The sequence below is a fragment of the Megalodesulfovibrio paquesii genome (assembly GCF_054653055.1).
In genome coordinates this window covers 1,083,252-1,102,073 of sequence record NZ_BAAIGQ010000005.1, presented here as the reverse complement: position 1 = coordinate 1,102,073, position 18,822 = coordinate 1,083,252, and the positions used below count along the sequence as shown (strand labels likewise).

Annotated in this window: 14 protein-coding genes; 4 read left to right on the top strand and 10 right to left on the bottom strand. The window is 64.9% G+C overall.

The window, feature by feature from the left end:
- Nucleotides 1-7 precede the first annotated feature (7 nt).
- From ACYQ00_RS11550 to ACYQ00_RS11505, 10 genes are all read right to left on the bottom strand, one after another.
- Complete coding sequence (locus ACYQ00_RS11550; protein WP_460032259.1) at nucleotides 8-2,047, bottom strand: DUF6785 family protein; 2,040 nt, start codon at nucleotides 2,045-2,047, stop codon at nucleotides 8-10.
- Nucleotides 2,044-7,110 carry an FtsX-like permease family protein gene (locus ACYQ00_RS11545; RefSeq protein ID WP_460032258.1) on the bottom strand — a complete coding sequence of 1,689 codons (5,067 nt, stop codon included), beginning with the start codon at nucleotides 7,108-7,110 and terminating at the stop codon, nucleotides 2,044-2,046. Before ACYQ00_RS11545 ends, ACYQ00_RS11550 begins: the two co-directional genes overlap by 4 nt.
- An 11-nt stretch (nucleotides 7,111-7,121) precedes the next feature.
- Nucleotides 7,122-7,982 (bottom strand): ABC transporter ATP-binding protein, encoded by an 861-nt coding sequence (locus ACYQ00_RS11540; protein ID WP_460032257.1) that lies wholly within the window; start codon nucleotides 7,980-7,982, stop codon nucleotides 7,122-7,124.
- Nucleotides 7,983-7,993: 11 nt separating this feature from the next.
- Nucleotides 7,994-8,671, bottom strand: coding sequence for an ABC transporter permease (locus ACYQ00_RS11535; RefSeq protein WP_460032256.1), 678 nt, complete (start codon nucleotides 8,669-8,671; stop codon nucleotides 7,994-7,996).
- Nucleotides 8,672-8,772: 101 nt separating this feature from the next.
- Nucleotides 8,773-9,612: a polysaccharide deacetylase family protein gene (locus ACYQ00_RS11530; protein WP_460032255.1), complete on the bottom strand. Its 840-nt coding sequence runs from the start codon at nucleotides 9,610-9,612 to the stop codon at nucleotides 8,773-8,775.
- On the bottom strand, nucleotides 9,612-10,904 hold the full coding sequence (locus ACYQ00_RS11525) for a glycosyltransferase family protein (protein WP_460032254.1): 1,293 nt from the start codon (nucleotides 10,902-10,904) through the stop codon (nucleotides 9,612-9,614). The genes ACYQ00_RS11530 and ACYQ00_RS11525 overlap by 1 nt, the downstream gene beginning before the upstream one ends.
- Nucleotides 10,901-11,521 carry a histidine phosphatase family protein gene (locus ACYQ00_RS11520; RefSeq protein ID WP_460032253.1) on the bottom strand — a complete coding sequence of 207 codons (621 nt, stop codon included), beginning with the start codon at nucleotides 11,519-11,521 and terminating at the stop codon, nucleotides 10,901-10,903. The genes ACYQ00_RS11525 and ACYQ00_RS11520 overlap by 4 nt, the downstream gene beginning before the upstream one ends.
- A complete protein-coding gene (locus ACYQ00_RS11515; RefSeq protein ID WP_460032252.1) occupies nucleotides 11,518-12,651 on the bottom strand; it encodes a glycosyltransferase family 4 protein in 1,134 nt (377 codons plus the stop codon). The genes ACYQ00_RS11520 and ACYQ00_RS11515 overlap by 4 nt, the downstream gene beginning before the upstream one ends.
- Before the next feature lie 22 nt (nucleotides 12,652-12,673).
- A complete protein-coding gene (locus tag ACYQ00_RS11510) occupies nucleotides 12,674-14,014 on the bottom strand; it encodes a glycosyltransferase (protein WP_460032525.1) in 1,341 nt (446 codons plus the stop codon).
- 77 nt (nucleotides 14,015-14,091) lie between these two features.
- Nucleotides 14,092-15,297: a glycosyltransferase family protein gene (locus ACYQ00_RS11505; RefSeq protein ID WP_460032251.1), complete on the bottom strand. Its 1,206-nt coding sequence runs from the start codon at nucleotides 15,295-15,297 to the stop codon at nucleotides 14,092-14,094.
- A gap of 126 nt (nucleotides 15,298-15,423) precedes the next feature.
- On the opposite strand from ACYQ00_RS11505, the gene ACYQ00_RS11500 reads away from it, so the two are divergent.
- From ACYQ00_RS11500 to ACYQ00_RS11485, 4 genes are all read left to right on the top strand, one after another.
- Nucleotides 15,424-16,200, top strand: a complete 777-nt coding sequence (locus ACYQ00_RS11500) for a methyltransferase domain-containing protein (protein WP_460032250.1) — start codon at nucleotides 15,424-15,426, stop codon at nucleotides 16,198-16,200.
- Between the two features lie 138 nt (nucleotides 16,201-16,338).
- Entirely contained in the window at nucleotides 16,339-16,902 is a 564-nt protein-coding gene (locus ACYQ00_RS11495) for a CatB-related O-acetyltransferase (protein WP_460032249.1), read from the top strand.
- Nucleotides 16,899-17,912 carry a glycosyltransferase family protein gene (locus ACYQ00_RS11490; RefSeq protein WP_460032248.1) on the top strand — a complete coding sequence of 338 codons (1,014 nt, stop codon included), beginning with the start codon at nucleotides 16,899-16,901 and terminating at the stop codon, nucleotides 17,910-17,912. Before ACYQ00_RS11495 ends, ACYQ00_RS11490 begins: the two co-directional genes overlap by 4 nt.
- A 93-nt stretch (nucleotides 17,913-18,005) precedes the next feature.
- Entirely contained in the window at nucleotides 18,006-18,800 is a 795-nt protein-coding gene (locus ACYQ00_RS11485; protein WP_460032247.1) for a DedA family protein, read from the top strand.
- The last annotated feature ends 22 nt before the right edge of the window (nucleotides 18,801-18,822 follow it).

The following is an 18,822-nucleotide window of genomic DNA, read 5'->3' as shown; positions in this document are numbered from 1 at the left end:
CGCGCTGCTAGAGGGGGAAGACGTGGTAGCGGATGTCCGTGAACAGGCCCACGATCGCCCAGGCCCCGCCCATGAGGAAGTCGCCGATGATCATGCCCAGAAACACATTGCGCGCCTGGCGGAAGAGCGTCGCGCCGCCGTAACGCAGGGTCAGGTGGTTGCACATCCAGCCGGCCAGAAAGCAGAACCACAGGTGCGTCATGCCCGTGCCATAGGCAGCCAGATACCCCAGCGGATGGATGGGCCACCAGGGCAGCTTGTAGTAGCAGAGCACCAGCAGGAACATCACCGCGGCGCCCACACCGGCATAGGTCAGCACCCAGGGCCGGGCCGTCTGCCCGACTTCGGCCAGCTGCTGGGCGGTTTCGTACATGGAGATGGTAGTCCGCTGGGCCCAGTCCACGGAGAGGTCGCGCATGCCGTATTTGTGTGTCAGCACCAGCATGGCGCCGATGGCCACGACTATGCCCAGGGGCAGAGCCAGACACAGGGCGGCAAAGAGCCGGCTACGGCCGCGGACGTCCTCCCCGGCCTTGGCCGCGTGGAACAGCGAGGGCATGAGGGATTCGCGGACGTCCAGAAAGAGCACCTTCTGCATCACAGCCAGCCCCAGAATGCCTGCCGGGCCAAAGAAAGAGGTGCCGAAGAGCCCCAGCAACCCGTCCATGGGCGCGGCGGCAAAGGCATAATACGGCACGCCGCCCTGGCATACCAGCCGGCTCATCACCAGCAGCATCATGAACCCCGTGAGCAGGAACATGAGCGTGGGCAGCAGGGGCAGGCCATGCCACACGGCCCAGCCGGTCAGGAATGCCAGGCCCAAGGTGGCGCCCCAGACGGCCACGCCCGGATGCATCCAGGCCACGTTGTCCCGAATTTCCAGGGATTCCGAGCAGAATTCCCCAAAGGCCGCCGCCCGCCCGCGCAGGGCGCAGTGCACAGAGAGCCGCAGGTGTCGCCGGGCCAGCCAGAGAATGAAGCAGAAGAAGGTCAGATAAGCCCCGATGGTCTGGGCCTCCTCCGCACTGGCGATGGAAGGGCCAAAGGTCAACCCCAACGCGGCTGGCGGCGGTTGCAGGCCCATGGTGGCCAACAGCCCGCCCAGCAGCCCGGTCAGCAGAAAAAACGTCCAGAAGCTCAGGGAAATCTGTTGGGTGGTCAAAAAGGCAAAGCCGATAAAGGCCGGGTAAATGGAGAGCTTGAGCTTGTGAAATCCGGCCAGGAGCCCGTATTTTGGAAAATAGTCGCCCATCATGATCACCGTGGGGATGACCGGGATGGAAGGATAGCGCGAGGAGAGGCCGTTCCAGGTGTGCAGCAGCACCGGGATGCACAGGCCCAGGAGCAGGTGCCGGTTGGTCAGCAGGCGGTTGATGGTGCCGGCGTCCAGTTGCTCGTCAAGGAGCTGCGGCGCGCGCATGAGGGGGAAGTTCACGCGCTCGTTCACCACCCACTGCTTGCCCAGGATGCTCGTCAGGCAAAGCATGACCCAGAAGGCCAGCAGCAGAAACACGGCCCAGGTGCACAGGGGCGTGATCCAGGCAGCCCAGGGGATTTGGGAGAGAATCTCCAGGTATGACAGGCCCCTTCCACCTTCGAGCCCGTTGTACATGAGCTTGACGCTGGCCGGGTCGGTCACCAGCCAGGCCTCGGGCAGCAGCGGCCGCAGGGCCTCGTCCCAGCGGTTGCCGGCGCTGGCAAAATACACGGGGGTGGTGATGTTCACCAGGAAGGTCCGGGCCAGACCGGTCCAGCCAAAGCCGGACACCACGGTCATCAACGCCCAGATGGCCACATGTTCGGCCCCGCTGATGAGCGGTGGGATCCTGAACAGTCTGGAGGCCCCGGCTGTGAGCAGCACCAGCACAAAACTGATGAAGAACGGTGCCAGCGGAAAATGCCCGCCCGCCAGCGAGGTGCCTTGCAGGTAGGCGTTGTGCCAGGGGGTGACGGCGCACAGGCCCAGCCCCAGGGCCAGACCCAGGCCCAGGGCGGGCCAGCGCAGACCGCGGGAAGCAGAGGGCGACGGGGTGGAGGAAGGATTCACGCGCGGAAACACTCCTGCGGCTGCCAGCCGTCCGGGCTGCGTTCGATCAGACACTGTTTGAGATCCTGCTCAAAGCTCCGGCGGGCGTCGTCCTCCAGGGAGCGCCAGACCAGGAGCTGCTTGCGCAGGCTGTTGATGAAGCCCTTGTTCAGGTTGAGCCATACGCCGTGCTCCCCGGCCTCGCGCAGCAGGCGGACCTTGATCTCCCGAAACCCTGGATACTGCTCCGAAGGGCAAAAGACCAGCGTGGCCCGCTGCCGCACCCCAAAATCGAAGGGCGCCAGCCAGATGCGCATCTCCAGGCTGAAGCAGACATCCTCCCGGAAGGTTTCCTCGGACACAAAGGCCGGCACATCCTTGCCCTGCAGGAACTCGTACCGCATCTCGCCCGAGGCAAACTGCCCGTGGCTCACATCCTCATGGGCCTGGAACCAGTCCACAAGAAAACCCCCAGCCGTGCCCATTTCCTGCACCTTGACCAGGAACGGCAGCGTGAGCATGAGCATTTCCCCTTCGGTGCGGGGCATGGTCCAGGAACGGTTGACGTCCGGAATGGCAATGTTCGCGGCCATGCGCGAGGGGTACAGCACCGAGACCAGCACCACCAGAATCACCAGCACCATGGCCGCCACCCCCGCCAGGGAGGAGTAATTGGCCGTCATGCCGGCCCACAGGGGCGTGCCGGCCAGGAGCGCCGCAGCCCCCTGGGCCAGGATGTACCCGGCCACCACCGAGAGCACGGCAAAGGCCAGGGCCTCGGCCACAAACAGGAAGGCCACATGGGACGGCGCCAGCCCCACGGAGGTGTACACCGCAATTTCCCGCTTGCGCTCAAACACACTGCCGATCATGGTGTTGAGCACGATGCAGGCTGAAATAATCAGCGGAATCAAAATATTGGGTGCACCGCTGTAGGAGAGGGCCTCGCCGGCGTAATACAGATAGCTTCCGGGTTGGGCCTTGGCGCCGTCGGCGGCACCGTCCTCGGCGTAAAAGAGCATCATGTTGAAGCGGTCCGCCAGTTCCGCAGCCAGTTCGCGCAGGGACGGGGCCTGCGGGCCGGGTGCAAAGGCCAGACTCTTGAGCCGGCCACCGCCGCCCAGGCCGCCACCGCCCTTGCTCATGGACATGAGCACCGCATAGGGCAGGATAACCACCTGCTCCGTATCCACATGCTCATAGCGCGACTGCATCTGCATGCCGCCAGGGCCGCCTTCCAGGGCTTCGGACTCCTGGTCCGAGAGTTCGTAGACCGTCTCGCGCGGGTAGAAGACCGGGGTCAGGGGCTCGCCATCCAGGTCCACTGCCTCACGCAGCCGGTCCGGGGAAAACAGGCCGACCACGCGGAAATCCATGCCCCAAATCTTGACCTCGGCCTCGCCGGTCTTTTCCAGGTGTTCCGGCAGAATGCCCAGCAACTCGGCCATGCGGGCCGGCAGCAGCACGGTGTCGCGCTCGCCTTCGCGCAGCCAGCGGCCGGCCAGAAGGATCCTGCCATCCAGCCCGGTCACGGCCGGTTCCAGGTATGAGAGGCCCACGGCACCCTTGGCGTCGGCCTCCAGAATGCCGCGATGCACGGGCACCAGGGGCGGACGGCCACGGTCCTGTGTAACGAACCAGGCCCGCGGCGTGGTCTGGCCCAGGGGGGCGAGGGTCTCGCGCACGGCGTCCCAGGCCTCCTGAGGCAGGTCCTGCCAGCCGAAATGCTTGAGCAGGATGCCCTGATAGGAGGTTTCGTCCCCAAAGCGGCTGGCCGTGTGCTGCCGCACGCTTTTCACGGCCGTGAAGTTCATGATGGTGAAGGTCAGGATGATCAGTGTGGTGCAGGTCAGGGCCGTGCGCACGGGGCGGCGGCGCAGATTGCTCACACCAAGGATGAAGGCGGCGCTGAAGGCCGAGGCCGCGCTCATTTCGGTGGATTTCAAATGCCGGGCCTGACGCTGCAGGTCGGCCATCTCGCGTTCAAAACGAAAGAAAATGATCCCCGCCACCAGCAGGGACAATCCGAGGATGAAAAAGGCCAGGATGACCACCAGCGGCGAGTAGGTCAGTTCAAAGGCCGGATGGACCACGTAAATGATGGCGATGGTTCCGACCAGAGCCCCCAAAAAGCCCAGGATGCGCTGATGGATATGGGTGAAACCGAACACCAGACGTTCAAAGCAGTAGGCAAAGGGCGCAAAGAGGGCAATGTAAAACAGCACGCCGATGAGCACGTCCCGGGTGGTTTTTTCCACGTCGTTGTACACGCGCGAGGCCAGGGCCCAGGACGTGCGGGCGGATTCGAAGAACCGGTCGTACTGCAGATCCTTGAGCGCCTGCCCGGCCTCGGCCAGGGCAAGTTTGCCGGCGTCCATCAGCTCGCGCAGCCGGTCGTTGACGATGCCGCGCTCTTCCAGATTCTGCACGCGTGGTTCAAGCAGCGTCCACATGTCCCGCGCGGCCCGCCAGGGGGCGGCGTCGATGCGCGGCGTTTCCCCGGCAATGAAGCCCAGGCCGGTGGGATGGTCGGCCGTGGCGTTCAGCAGCAGCATCTTGCGACCCAGCACCGTGTCGGAGAGGGTCAGCTTGAGGGGCGTGCCCGGCTCCAGGAACACCGCGTTGGCCGTGGAGGAACGGGTGTCCAGCCGGCTGTACCAGTAGCGCATGGGCAGGGTTTCGGTGCGGCCGTCAAACAGCGAGGGGATGGTCATGAACCGGAAGGATCGCGGCTCCAGGGTATCGAAAAAGTCGATCTGGCTGCAGGTAAACAGGGTCAGGGTGGTTTCCATGGCCCGGCGGGCGATTTTGACCCGGTAATTATTCAGCCCCGTGGCGGCCTTGTCCACGGTCCACAGGACCCGGCCGGAGTCTGGGTCGAAGTGAAAGACTTCCAGGACGGCCTTGTGCTGGGTGCGTTTGGAATCGGCCAGACCAGGGATGGAAAAGTGCCCCAGGGAGTCAACGGAGGCATAAAAACGGCTCATGCCCTGGAAACTGCAGACGATGCTGCCCTGGGCCGGACGGTCTGGAAAAACCTCGCCCTGGCGCAGGAGGTTGGCCCGGCCGGAGAGGAAGGCAAAACCGTTGGGAGGATCGCCGATGTCCCAGTCCATGGGGGCCTGGGCCAGCTTGCCGGCCAGACGGGTCACGTAGTCAATCTGCCGGGCCAGGAAGGCCACATCCACGCGTTCCGGCAGGTCGTAAGGCGTGCCCCAGCAGTGCCGGGCGTCGTGCACCGTGGCCAGGGTCAGGCCGATGCGGCCGGCCAGGGCCGGTATCTCCCCGCCCAGATCGGGCTGGTCTGGCAGCCAGCTTTCCCAGGTCCGCAGGCGGCTCGGGCGCAGGGTATCCCGCAGCAGGGAGGGGGTGCCCTCCTGCGTGATCTGCTGGTCCAGGGTACGCAACAGGTCGTCGATATCAGAGTAATATCGGGAGCGGTTCACGTCCTCGCGGATGTCGTACAGAAAGCCGCGGTCAAAGGCGCCAAGGCCATCGCCCTTGCTGGAAAGATGCAGGGAAATGTGGGCCTTGAGGGTTTTATCCTGCAGCAGTTTCTTGATGGCTTCGCTGGCGCGCATGGCTTTCTGGCGGGCTTTCAGATCGCGCTCGCGCAGGGCGGTCTCGGTCTGGGCCAGGGGGAGCATGGCCTTGAGCCGGCGCAGGTCCTGGACAGAGGCCTGATCGAGCCGCTGCAGATACAAAAGACGGCGATAGCCCATGCGTTCATCGGCCAGACGGCGGATCTCCTCGCTGCGGGAGTCCTGATCCAGGTAGTTCGTCGGCTCGGGGGATTCGTCGCCAGCTTCCAGCCGCAGGCGCATGAGCCGGGTGGAAAGCTGGTCCACCTCCGTCTTGACCACGGACTGGATGGCCTCCAGGGCCAGGGCTTCGCGAGGATCACCGGGCGGGAACGGTTCGGCGCCGGCCGGGGCGCTCAGGGCATAGAGCGCGTCCCGCGCGGCTTCGGTTTTGTTGATGAGCTGGGTCAGGTCCCGACGCTGCTGGCGCAACTCCCGGCCGGGCATTTCCAGTGCGCCGTACAACTCGCGCAACCCGGCCTGGGCCTGGGCATGGCCGGAGCTGGCCAGCAGGAGCACGCTGCGTTGGGGCGGCTCCTGGGCGAATTTCGCGGCCAGCTCCAGCAGTGCCACCAGGGAGGAGGCTTCGTCCGCACCGGGGGATTTGCCGGGGACATAGGCGGTGGAGTCGTAAAAGGCTTCGAAAACCAACAGCTCATTTGCCAGGGCCGGGTCACTGCCGGGGAGGAAGGCATAGATGTTGTCCGTCTGGACCTGCCGCCACTGCGTCGGGGCCACGAGCTGGACTTCGAGGCCGGCTGCGAGCGGGGCGGGACGCGGGGGCAGGGGCGCGCCCAGCCAGGCTTCCATCTCGGCCCGGGGCATCCAGAACCGCGGGAAATCCACCGGGGTCAGCTCCAGCTTGTCTTCGAACAGCCAGCGCGGTGCGCCGGTGGCGGCGGGGTCGTCCACATAGATCACCGCCTGCGCGCCGAGGGTGGCGGCGTTGGTCCAGTGTTTGGCCGAATCCAGATCCATGAAGACGATGCTGCCGCGCACCTGCAGGCCATTGAAATCCGCCAGTTGCCCTTTGCCCACGTAAATGGCCGGCCCCACGGCGCCGGGGGCCGGGATGGTGCCGGGAGCGAGGGCATTCATCTGCAGGGGATGCACGGCCAGCCCCTTGCCGGTATCCGTACGGGCCAGCCAGCATTGCTTGCCGGGCGCGACGTCCGGGATGGGCAGGTTGAAGCGCATGCGGCCGATGCGCAGGCCGGGAGCGTCGTCTTCGGCCTCGCTGTCGGAGGCTGCACCGTCAGGCTTGGCCCAGCTGGCGAAGAGACCATGAAAATAGGCGTCTATGTAGCCGGCGGCGTCCTGCAGGCCTTTGGAACCCAGGCTGCGGTCGCCGGATTTGGCAAAGTCGCGAATGCGCTGGGCCACCCGTTCCGCAAGTTTCGGGTCCACGTCCGCAGGCTGGGCCATGGCTGGCAGCCAGCTGCCAAGGGTCAGCGTCAGCAACAGGCTCAGACAGAGGAGGAAGGTTGCACTATGCCGCGTCACAGGTCGCTCCCTCAGTCGATAGGACATGCGCCATCAAAGGGACGCCTGTCTTCGGACATGCCCACCGCGCCGATGACGATGGACATTTCCTCGCGGGCCTGGATGCGGTCCACACGCCCGTCGCGGATGAAGACCACTCTTTCGGAAACGTTGAGCATTTTATGGTCGTGGGTGGCGGAGATGATGGTCACCCCGCGCTCCACGGACAGGGTTTTGAGCAGCTCGATGATCTCTTCCCCCGTGGTCAGGTCCAGGTTGCCCGTGGGTTCGTCGGCCAGGACGATGGCCGGATCGTTGGCCAGACTGCGGGCAATGGCCACACGCTGCTGCTGGCCGCCGGAAAGCTCCAGGGGCTTGTGCTGAAAACGCTCGCCCAGGCCCACCAGCTTGAGCAGCTCGATGCCCTTGCGCGCGGCCTCGTCGGCGTGCACGCCGGCAAAGGTCATGGGCAGGGTGACGTTTTCCAGGGCCGTCATCACCGGGATGAGGTTGAACGTCTGGAAAATATAGCCGATTTTTCTGTTGCGCAGCCAGGCAAGTTCGTAGGCGTCCAGCTGGGAGACGTCCACCTCGTCGATAAAGACCTTGCCCTCGCTCGGCTTGTCCAGCCCGCCGATCATATTGAATAACGTGGACTTGCCCGAACCGGACGGCCCCATGATGGACAGGTATTCCCCGGCCATGATCTCCAGGTCCACCCCTTTGAGCGCCTGCACCCGGTGTTTGCCGAGCTGGAATTCCTTTTTAACGCCAATCACGCGCACGATGGTGCGGCCGGAGCCGTTTGGCCGCCCATTCGCGGGAGGCCCCTTTTCCGGCGCGGCCGTTTCCACCGGCGTGCTGGCGGTCTGGATGTCTTCTGCCTGCTGCATGGACAGCATCCTTACAGTTCGGCCTTCATGGCCACCACGGGTTGCATGCGGGCGGCCACATAGGCCGGGTAACTCACACCAATGAAGCACAGGCCCACCCCGGCCAGCAGGGCCAGCCCCAGGGAGCCGAACAGCGCCACAGGCGCCAGACCGAGTAGCGCCGAAAATCCAAAGCGAAGCAGATTCAGGAGGATGGCAAAGAACGCCCCGGCCAGGCAGCCCACGGTGGCCCCGGCCAGCCCCTGCATGGTCGCCTCCAGCAAAAAGAGCCGCAGGACCATGGAATCCAGCGCGCCCAGGCACTTCATGATCCCGATTTCCCGGAAGCGCTCGGTCACGGCCATGAGCTGGGCATTGACGATGCCCACGGCGCAGACCAGCAGGGAAAGCACGGCAATCCAGCGTTCCTTGGCGCTGGACCCCACGGTTCCGGTGGCGGTGTCCACATCATAGCCAGCACGCTGCAGCTGGGCCATGGCCTGTTCGCCCCCGGCCGAGAGATAGCCGCGGGCCAAATCCACATTGACCATGGTAAAGCTCAGAAACGCCACCGCCAGCACCAGACTGACCACGGTGATCACATTGCGCAAAAACCGCACTTTCAGATTGCGCCAGGCAATTTCCACCGAGGCCTTCCAGGGCAGCACGATGAGACGGTGCACGTGACGGCGTCCGTTGGCGTGGGGCATGAGCTATCCTTGGTGGCGCACCCTCTCGCAGGCGCGCGGCACGGCCCGGCAGGACCGCAATGCAGGGAGAAGATTCCGTCCTTTCCGCACCATAGCCGAGGTCAGGCGACTATGACAAGCGCAGGATGTCCGCATTCGGGCGTTCCTGAAGCCGCCAGCCGGGACGCCAGGGCCACCGGCTCCAGCCGGGAATGCCCGGCCAGCAGGCAAAGAAAGCCGGTCAGCCAGTCCAGGGCCGCCTGATTCATCCGCTGGTGGTGGCACATGATGCCCAGCCGCCCCGCGGCGGCACCCTGTTCCAGCTCACCCAGCAGGGCCTGCCAGGCCGACTCGGACGTGGGCTCCTTGCGGGTGTGCAAGTCCACATTGATGCACACGTCGGGCAACCCTTCCGGCGCCAGTGGACGTGCGCCCGGGGAGCGGGAAATGGCGGCGTATTCCAGCTCCACCAGCAATTCAAGCGTGTCGCCATCCACCCGGTTCCAGGGCGGTGTGAAGACCGGCAGGAGCGAGTCGCCCAGCAGATCCCGCAGGCGGGTCCGCCCGGCGACGAGGTCGCGCAGTTTTTCCTCCCTGGACCGCGAAGGACCGAACTCCATTTTCTTGCCCGTGAGTTCGTAGTTCGCGTGCTGCCGGCCGTGCTGATGCCAGGCGAACAACTCCGGAGCGGGCGCCGTCTGTTCCTTCAGCGCCCGCCAGCGTGCGGCGGAAAGCCAGGCCGGGACCAGCGCCGGCGCCAGGGGCGTGCGGCGGAACAGGAAGATTTCCACAAATGATTGCCAGATCTTGCCGGGCACGCCGCAGTCGTCGGCCCGGAAAAAAACCTGGCAGTGGGGAGTGTGCAAATGTTCCAGACCACGATCCAGCGCCAGCCGGGCCTGACGCAGGGCATCGGCGGGAACGGTGCGCCACAGGGCGCAGGGGGCGGTGCGCACGGGCATTATGACCTCCCAACGTTTCGACCAGCTGTCTGCCGCAAGGAAGCGGATTTCGATGATTCGGACCACTGCGCGGCGCGCCATGCCCGCAGGATGCGAGCCGAGCCGTGTGTGCCGTCCAGATTGAGTGCAGGACGCTCCTGCCTGCCGTCATCGTCCCCATGACCCGCGCCGCGCCCGGTGTGCAGCACCGCCTCCATCCGGCCGGCCAGGGTGGGGGGAGCGAGGTCTGACGGTTCCAGGATGGTCAGGAGCCCCCGTTCGGCCAGCGCAGTGGCCCGCAGGCGCTGCTCCCGGTTCTGGTCAAAGGGCAGCACCAGCCCCGGCGTGCCCTGGGCCAGCAGCCCCATGACCGTGTTGTAGCCAGCCAGACTCACGGAGCAGTCCGCCGCAGCCAGGAGGGTTTGGAAATCATTGGTGAATCGGGAGAGGGTGATCCACGGCGCGCCCTTGGTCAGGCGTTCGAGCTCCCGGTAGCGGGGTTCGTCCATGAATGGCCCGGCATGCGCCAGGAGCCGATGGGGGCGGGTGGTCTGCAAGATGTGCGAGGCCTCCAGCACAGCCTGCAGCAAATGGTCGCCCACGGCCCCGCCGCCAATACTGGCCGCCACCAGCGACTCGCCCGGCGCCAGGCCGAGTGCGCGCCGCAGGGCACTGGCCTGTGGTGCCGGCACGGGCTCCGGCGCCACATAGCCGCTATAGGCCACAGGGATGGCAATGTCCCCGGCCCGGGAAAAGGTGGCGGACAGGGGGAAGAGATCAGGATCGCTATGGATTAACAGGGCGTCGAAGCGGGCGTGCAGCGCGTCCAGGACGCGGCGTTCGTAGGCGTCCTGATCCTTTTTTTCCACCAGAATATCCCTGAGGCTGCAGACCACGGGTACGCCGGCGGCGCGGGCCTGTTCCAGAAGGGGCTGGATTTCCTGGCCAAAGCGTTTGCGGCCAAAGGGATACAATTCCACCAGGACCAGATCCGGGCCGATTTCCGCAAAGGCGTGCTGCAGCAGGGCCGTGCGTTCCAGAAACCGTGCGGCCACCAGGGCCTCCCGCCGGGAGGCGGCGTCCGGGAAATGGTCTGGGGCATCACTCTCACCCAAACGCAGGCAGGAGAACTCCGCGTCCATCATCAGGGGAGGCAGGGGCAGATGGCGGACATTGTCCGGCAGGGTGGCCGGGGCCTCCGCGCCGCCGGTCACCAGATGCACCGGCTCCGGGGCCAGGGCCCGGGCCACGGCCAGACTGCGGAAGAGGTGGCCCATGCCCAGCACGTGTTGGGTATAAAACAGGACGCTCATGCCGAGGCAGGCTCCAGGCGTTCGTTGAGGTTGAGGATAAGCAGCCGGCCACCGGTCTCGTCCGCCACCCAGGAGAAGCGGTGCAGCCGGTGCGGCTTGAGGGGGTCGGGCTCATGGGGCAGAAAGGTCCAGCCCAGGCAGTGGTAGGCTAGGCATTTGAGCACGCCCTTGTGCGCCACCACCAGACAGGGCGAGCCGTTGTCGCCCAGGGCATGGTCGCCCAGGGCGGCCAGCACCCGGGCCAGCACCTCGGTACGGCTTTCGCCGCCCGGGGGGCGGAACTCCCAGCCCCGGTTCTCCTGTTCCTGTACCGCGGGCAGGCTGGCATCGCACAATTCCTTGACCGTCTTGCCCACCCACTGGCCCCAGTCCTGTTCCCGCAGGCGGGCGTCGGAAACCACGGGCAGGTGCAGGGATTCGTTGATGAGCGCAGCGGTTTCCATGGCCCGGCCAAGATCACTGACCAGAATGCGCCGCCAGCCCTGGCCGGCCAGGGCGCGACCCCAGCTGCGGGCCTCCTCCCGGCCCAGGTCGGAAAGCGGATGCTCGGTCTGCCCCTGGATGCGCTTGTCCACATTCCAGACGGTTTCGCCGTGGCGAAGCATGCCGAAAATCATGGCCGGACCTCCTGCCGCCGGGCGGCAAGCAATTCAAGAATGCGGGCTTCCATCTGCCCATAGTTGCGCGTCACGTCGTGATTGGCAAGCACGTATTCGCGCGCGGCCCGGCCCATGGCCAGACGCAGGGACGGATCCCGCAAAAGAGTCGCCGTGGCTGCGGCAAAGGCCTCGCCATCGTAAGCAGGGGTGATCAGGCCGGAGACGTTGTGACGGATCACCTCGGGCGCGCCGTCATCGTCCCAGGCCACGCAGGGCAGTCCGCAGCACTGGGCCTCCAGATAGACCATGCCCAACCCTTCGCGAATGCCGGGAAACACGAAGAGATCGGCTGCGGAATAGAATTCCTGAAGCTGGAATCGTTCCATGCGGCCCACAAAGTGCGCCCGACCGGGCAGTTCCCGGGCGGCCAGCTGCTCCAGACGCGGCCGGGCCGGGCCATCCCCGGCCACGGCCAGGCGCAGGGGCTGCCCCTGGCGCAGCAGCCGGCCGGCAGTGCGGATGGTCCATTCCAGACTCTGGGCTTTCACATCCTCGCGCAGCATGGCCACGGCGGCCAGCACGGGATCGTCGCCGGCCTGCCAGACCGCCCGCAGGCGGGCGCGGGCGTCGGGGTCCGGGGCAAAGCGTTCGGTACGGATGCCCGGCGCGATGTACAGGAGCCGCTCTTCCGGGACCAGACGGCGCAGGTTCTCAAGCTCGGGTCGCTTGTTGGTGACGAGCAGATCCGCCTGCCGGAGGGCGCGCTTGTTCAACTCGAACCCGGGACGGGAACGCCAGTGGCGGCGGCGCTTGGTGGCATAGGCCGGCGCGAACACCACGTAAGGGATACGCGGGGTCCGCCTGCGGGCAGCCAGCGCGCCCAGCAGATCCGGGGCGCGGTAGTAGGCGTGGTAGGTAAAGAGCAGATCCACCGTGGGCAGCAGGGCGCGCAGCCGGCGGGCCTCATGGGCCAGCCGGGGCCAGCGCCAGGGCTGCTCCCAGATCCGGTCTGTGGAAATCTGCCCTGCGGGGATGGGCTGGTGCCCGCGCTCCTGGAAAAAATGAAACAAATCCTGAGCAATGGTCACATCCCCAGAGAGCCTGGGGTGCGTCAGGGGACGCATGGGCGTGACGAATGCCAGGCGCATGGAACACGAACTCTGGCAGGACTCAGGCCGATGATGCGTTGGCCGGCTTTCTGGGGGAGGACTGGGGTGCCTGGGCAGATGCGGACCGGGAGGACGCCGGCTTGGATGCGGCCACCTCTGGCTTGTTCCGGACATTGCCCGCCTTGGCGTAAATGCCGGACAGCTCGTGGATGCAGACCAGATTGTCGAACACCCGGCGCACCCGCTGCCGGGCAGCAGGGATGAGCCGGCCGCGCAGCTCCGCATCCGTGAGCAGGCGGGTCATGCTCTCGGCCAGGGCGGCGGGGTTGTTGCTGTCGCAAAGCAGGGCGGTCTCGTCATGCAGGGCCAGTTCCGGAATGCCGGAAACCCGCGTGGCTGCCACGGGCACGCCCATGGCCATGGCTTCGGCAATGACGTTGGGAATGCCATCGCGGTCGCCGTCCCTGGCAATCTTGCATCCCAGCACAAAACAGTGGGCCTGCTGATACAGCTGCACCACCGCATCGTGGGCCAGGGTGCCGGGCATCTCCACCACATCCTCCAGCCCCAGGCGGGCAATTTCGCGCACCAGCTCGGCCTTTTGGGGGCCATCGCCCACGAGGGTATAGTGGAAGGCGAGCCCCTGGCTCTTCATGCGGGAAAGAGCCTGCAGCACGGTGAGCAGGCCTTTTTTTTCCACAAAACGGGCCACAGTGAGGATCTGATAGGGTGGCTCGATGGTGGCAGGCCTGGGCGGCGCGGTAAAGCGGGACAGCTCGATGCCGTGGTAGACGCAGTGCACCTTGACCTGGGGAGCAACGACCTCCAGGGCGGACTTGTTGTGCCGGGTACAGGTGACCACAAAGGCGGCGCGTTCCAGCTTGTCGCGCAGGCGGTCCGGCTTCTGGGTGTAAATGTCCTTGGCGTGGGCCGTGAAACTGAAGGGCAGGCCGGTGAGCATGCTCACATACTGGGCCACGGAAGTGGGCGAGTGGGCAAAGTGGGCGTGCACATGGGCGATGCGCTCGGTCTTCAGAAAGGTCTGGGCCAGCACCGCAGCCTGGAACAGGTGTTTGACGCAGGCAATCTTGCTGGTGGAGCCGGGGATGCGCGACAGCATGTAAGCGAAGGCCGCACACCACTTCTGCGGGCGGCGCAGGGCGAAGCATGCTGCATGGTACAGAAAAATATGCAGATTGCGGAAGAAATGCTCCGGCAGATAATAGACCGGGGCCTTGATCTCATCCACGACGGCATGGCGGATCAGCTCCCGGGGGGGGCGCATGGAAATGATGGCCAGCCGAAAACCCATCTGTTCCAACAGGCGGATTTCGTTGATGATGAAGGTTTCCGAAATCCGCGGATAGCCCTTGAGTACAAGGGCCAGACGCGGGGCCTGCATTGTCGGAGGGGTTTTGGAAGACCGGGGCTTGCGGACCGGCTGCGGTGTGCCGGGCGCGCCCTTGGTGCCGGGCGCGCTCATGCCGCACCTTCCCGGAAGGCCTGCAGCCGCTGCCGCATGACTTCCAGCCCGGTCATGGGAAAACGGGCCATGGCCTCGTGATACGGGGCAAGGTTGGCGGACAGGGAAACAATCTTGTTGCGCAGGGCGTCCGGGGTCAGCTCGCCCCAGGGCAGGTAGTCGGCCAAACCGTGCTCCTTGAAAATTTGTGCGCGGATGAGCTGCTCGCGGCGTGGATTGTCGCGGGGGATGATCAGGCAGGGTTTGCGTTGCGAGAGGATTTCGCAAATGGTGTTGTACCCGCCCATGCCCACCACCAGATCGGCCTGCAGCAGCTGTTTTTCCATTTTTTTGACGAAGTTGGTAAAGTACACCCCCACGGCCTTGGCGCGCATGGCCAGTTCGTCGCGCAGCTCCGGCTGCAGGAAGGGGCCGCAGACGATGGAACTGCGGAAGGGCAGATCCGGGGTTTGCTCCACCATGCGCAGATAGGTATCCAGCACGGGAAACCCATCCCCGCCGCCGCCGATGGTCACCAGCACACGGAGCTTGTCGGAGTTGTTCCGGCTCAGGTTCTGGGGCGGGCAGGTGGCGGCCTTCTTGAAGGAAAACCGCGGGATGTACCCGGTAAAGCGCATTTTTTTGCTAATGGATTCCGGAATGCCGTATTCCTTGATGGGGTCGTACAACTCCTGCATGCCGTAGACCCAGATTTCGGAATACAGCTTGTCCATGGCCTCCAGGTCGCCGCGTTCCTCCCATTCCTGGCGGGTGGATTCGGCGTCGTCCAGAATATCGCGCAGGCCAAGGATGACCTTGGTCTGCGGGCGGGTTTTGCGGAACCAGTTCAGCGTGGGCGCCACCTCCCGCTTGAGTCCCAGGGGCACCTTGTCCACGATGAACAGGGAGGGGTCAAAGGCCCGGGCCGTGGCGGTGATGATGTTGCGCCGGATGTGCAGGGCGTGCCTGGCATTGACCTTGATGGAGTGCGGCAGGTATACCGTGTTGGATTTTTTGATCATCCCTGGAATGCGCACAAAGTCGATCCCCTCGGGCACGTTAAACCGGCCCACAATGGGCGAGCCCGTGAGGATGAGGATGTTCACACCTTCCCCCACCAGCTGGGAAGCGATGGCCAGGGTACGCCGGATGTGTCCCAGGCCATACGTGTCATGGGAGTACATCAGAATATTGTACGTGGGGGGGACGGAAATGGGGGGCATGGGAAACGGCAGGCTCACGATCGGCTGGAGGTTCTGCGGCGGCTTGAAACAACCGCAGCAATGGGTATAACACCTGAGTCGGCCGCGCAAGCCGCCGGCGATCACCATATGACGAACGGGGTGGATATGTCCACATTGCATCCGTCTTCCTGGCGCCACGACTTTCCGGACTCCAAGGCCGTGCGCGCTCTTTCCGAACAGGAGTTCCGCAACCGTCTTGATGCGCTTTGTGACATCGAGGATCCGGAAGCCATCTGGCGCACGCCGGAAGAGGTGGAGCAGCTTTGCCGCCACCATCGCCATGACGGCACCGGAGACCGCGTCACGCCCAGTTTTTTGCGGGCGGAGCTGAAGAACCGCCGCATTGCAGACCTGGGATCCAACATTGGCTATTATTCCTTCCTGGCCTCCATCATCATGGGGGCGCGGGAAGTGCTGGCCTTTGACCGTTCTCCGCGAGCCATTGAGGTCGGATCATTTTTCCAGGCCCGGTTTGGTCCGGAGAATGTCTCGTTTCATTCCGCCAACTTCCTGGCCCCGGAGTTCACCGAGCAGTACGGCCGCTTTGATGTGGCCGTGCTCATCGACGTAATGGGCGACACCTGTGTGCGCGAGGGCCGCGGCCCTGGCCTGCTCCAGGGCGTGCAACAGATGGTGGACGAGGCCATTCTGCTGGTGTTCCGGCCGGTGTACAAACTCAGGGAACACCTGAAAGTGCCCGCCGAGGACCTCCAGGCCGTCTACCCCGACGCCCGCATCGAGGACGGCCTGTTCCACTACCTGGAACTCCTGACCCGACGCGGCCTGCTCCAGGGCTGGACCCTGGAGCTTCTGGACCCGGCCTTTACCGAGCCCCTGGAATCCTCCACCCAGAAGCAGCTCTTCCGCCTGCGCAAGAGCTGAGGTACAAGAACGCGAGAGAGGGGTGATCCTTCGAGGCAGGAAGGATTCTCCCTCTCCCCGCGTTTGGTGAGGAATGGACCACCAGAAAACCCGAGACCCAGACAGGCAGCCTCAGTCTGCTGTCTGGCCAGGCCAATCATGAGCAAAATCCCACCCTGGACCCGCGACCTCCTCAAGGGGCCGCGCTTTGATATCGGCGAGCACACCTATGGCAAGCTCCAGGTGGAAGGTTCCCTGGGGCGGGTGATCATCGGCCGGTTCTGCTCCATTGCCGCGGAGGTCACGGCGCTCATGGTGGGCCACCGGGTGGACTGGGTGAGCACCTATCCCTTTACCGTGCTGCATGAAGACTGGGACGAACTGGCCGGCATCCACGGCCATCCCGCCGCCCTGGGCGATCTGTGCATCGGCCATGATGTCTGGATTGGCCACGGCGCCACGCTCCTGGCCGGAGTGACCATCGGCTCCGGCGCGGTCATTGGCGCAGGCAGCATGGTCACCAGGGATGTCCGCCCATATGCCATCGTGGCCGGCAACCCGGCGCGGGAGATCCGCCGCCGTTTTGCCGAGCACGAGATAGCCGCGCTGCTGGAACTGGCCTGGTGGGACTGGGACATCGAGGTCATCCGGGGCATCTCGCCCTTTCTCGTGTCCGGCGATGTGGCCGCCCTGCTGGATGCGGCCAGGGCACTGCGCCCATGAGGCCGGAACAGACACCCGCTATACTGACGCCAGGGCAGGAACGGCCCCTGGCCCTGCACGTGGTGGCGGCCAAAAAATACTTTGTGCCTTACCGCGACGCCCTGGTCCGGGAGCTGCAGGCCCTCGGCGCCGCCGCCCACGGTGTGGAACGACTGCAAGACGTGGCACAGGCGGATGGCGTACTGGTGCTGGGGATTCACTCTTTTGCACATCCCCGCAAGATCATATCCGAAAATGTGATCCTTGGCGGCATCCACACCGAGCAGCTGCCCACGGCAGAGGCCGGCAACATGACCTTCGGCAAGGACCGTTTTCGCGTCTTTTTACGGGACCGGGCCGCCTATGACTTTCTCTTCGACTGGAGCCCGGTCACGGCTGCCATGCTGAGCCGTCGGTATTCCAGGATCTTTCACCTTGATCATGGAGCCCTGCCCAGGGAGATTGCTGCGCCGGGCGAACCGGCGTATGATCTTGTCTTCGTCGGTGCGCCCGATGGTGTGGATGGCCGGCGGGAGCAGCTGCTGACAAGGCTGGGGCGCCGGTTCCGCCTGTTTCCCCAGCACTGCGGCCTGTGGGGAGAAAAAAAACGCCGGGCCATGGCCTCGGCGGCCATTGTCCTGAATCTGCATTACGATCACGGCGCCGCCTTCGAGGCGCCGCGAGTCTGGGAGGCCCTGTCCATGGGCGCCTTTTTGCTTTCGGAACCCATGGCCGATTCCCGCCCCTTTATCGCCGGACGGGACTTTTCCGTCGCCTTTTCGCAGCAATTGCCTGAAATGGTTGCCCACTATCTGGAACATCCCAGGGAGCGCGCCGCCATCGCCGCCCAGGGCCGCGCCACGGCCGCGGCGCATCCCCTGGCCGCCACAGCCGGGCGGATTCTCCGGCAGTTCCTCATCGAAAAGGCCTTGCTGCAAGACCGAAGCTATGCCCGCCGCCGCCGGCTCTTCCGGCGTCTCCCCTGGTGGGAGGGCCTGCGGGAACCGGCGTTCTGGCCTCCGGGCATCTGACGCTTCGCATTCCAACCTGCTTGATGGCCCAACGAGGGGACTGTGCTGGCAACGCAGGCAATGGTGCCGACGTGCGCTGGAGACTGAGGGGTAATGACGAGCATGTCATTCGAAACATTTGAATATTTGTTGCAGAATTACGGGGCGCTCGTCGTCCTGATCGGGACTTTTCTGGAAGGGGAAACCGTGCTCATCGTGGGCGGGTTTCTGGCCCATCAGGGCTACTTCCCTCTGGAGCATGTGATGCTGGCCGCCTTTGCCGGCAGTGTCAGCGGGGACACTTTTTTCTTTTTCCTGGGTCGCTACCGGGGCAAGTTGCTCCTGCGGCGCAGGCAGTCCCTGCGCAGCAAGGCCCGCAAGGTGGACAGGCTGATTCACAAACACAAGTACCCGCTGCTGCTGGGCTTTCGCTTTCTCTACGGCCTGCGGGCGGTCACGCCCTTTGTGGTCGGGATGATGGGCTCCATCCCCGTTCGGCTGTACATGATCTGCAACCTCATTGGCGCCAGCGTCTGGGCCGTGGCCGTGGCGGCCGGGGGGTATTATTTCGGGCAGGCCCTGGAAGTGCTGCTGGTGAAAATCAAGCACTATGAGCAATGGGCATTGCTGGGGCTGGCTGTGGTGGCAGGTGGGGTGTACCTGTGGCGCCGATTGCGCAAAAAACAGCAGGCTCCTGCAACAGCGGAACGCACCGGGGAAGAAGGGAACCTCATGGCAGCGACGCATGTTCCTCACGACATCGCTGAGGAAGCCGCGCCGCCTTCCTTGCACGACTGCCCCCCCGGCCCTTCGTCCGGGCCAGTCACACCTGTCACGCCTGTCACGCCTGTCGAGGTAGCCGGAGTGGCCGAAAAGGGATCGGATTCGGGATCCAGTCGCCCTGCCTAGGCCGTCCGCCTAGGCTGCCATA

Excerpts from the sequence above, each read along its gene's own strand:
- ACYQ00_RS11525 (WP_460032254.1), bottom strand. The coding sequence starts at position 10,904 with ATGAGCGTCCTGTTTTATACCCAACACGTGCTGGGCATGGGCCACCTC.
- ACYQ00_RS11500 (WP_460032250.1), top strand. The coding sequence starts at position 15,424 with ATGTCCACATTGCATCCGTCTTCCTGGCGCCACGACTTTCCGGACTCC.
- ACYQ00_RS11535 (WP_460032256.1), bottom strand. The coding sequence starts at position 8,671 with ATGCCCCACGCCAACGGACGCCGTCACGTGCACCGTCTCATCGTGCTG.
- ACYQ00_RS11485 (WP_460032247.1), top strand. The coding sequence starts at position 18,006 with ATGACGAGCATGTCATTCGAAACATTTGAATATTTGTTGCAGAATTAC.
- ACYQ00_RS11540 (WP_460032257.1), bottom strand. The coding sequence starts at position 7,982 with ATGCAGCAGGCAGAAGACATCCAGACCGCCAGCACGCCGGTGGAAACG.
- ACYQ00_RS11520 (WP_460032253.1), bottom strand. The coding sequence starts at position 11,521 with ATGATTTTCGGCATGCTTCGCCACGGCGAAACCGTCTGGAATGTGGAC.
- ACYQ00_RS11515 (WP_460032252.1), bottom strand. The coding sequence starts at position 12,651 with ATGCGCCTGGCATTCGTCACGCCCATGCGTCCCCTGACGCACCCCAGG.
- ACYQ00_RS11505 (WP_460032251.1), bottom strand. The coding sequence starts at position 15,297 with ATGCCCCCCATTTCCGTCCCCCCCACGTACAATATTCTGATGTACTCC.
- ACYQ00_RS11530 (WP_460032255.1), bottom strand. The coding sequence starts at position 9,612 with ATGCCCGTGCGCACCGCCCCCTGCGCCCTGTGGCGCACCGTTCCCGCC.
- ACYQ00_RS11495 (WP_460032249.1), top strand. The coding sequence starts at position 16,339 with ATGAGCAAAATCCCACCCTGGACCCGCGACCTCCTCAAGGGGCCGCGC.
- ACYQ00_RS11510 (WP_460032525.1), bottom strand. The coding sequence starts at position 14,014 with ATGCAGGCCCCGCGTCTGGCCCTTGTACTCAAGGGCTATCCGCGGATT.
- ACYQ00_RS11490 (WP_460032248.1), top strand. The coding sequence starts at position 16,899 with ATGAGGCCGGAACAGACACCCGCTATACTGACGCCAGGGCAGGAACGG.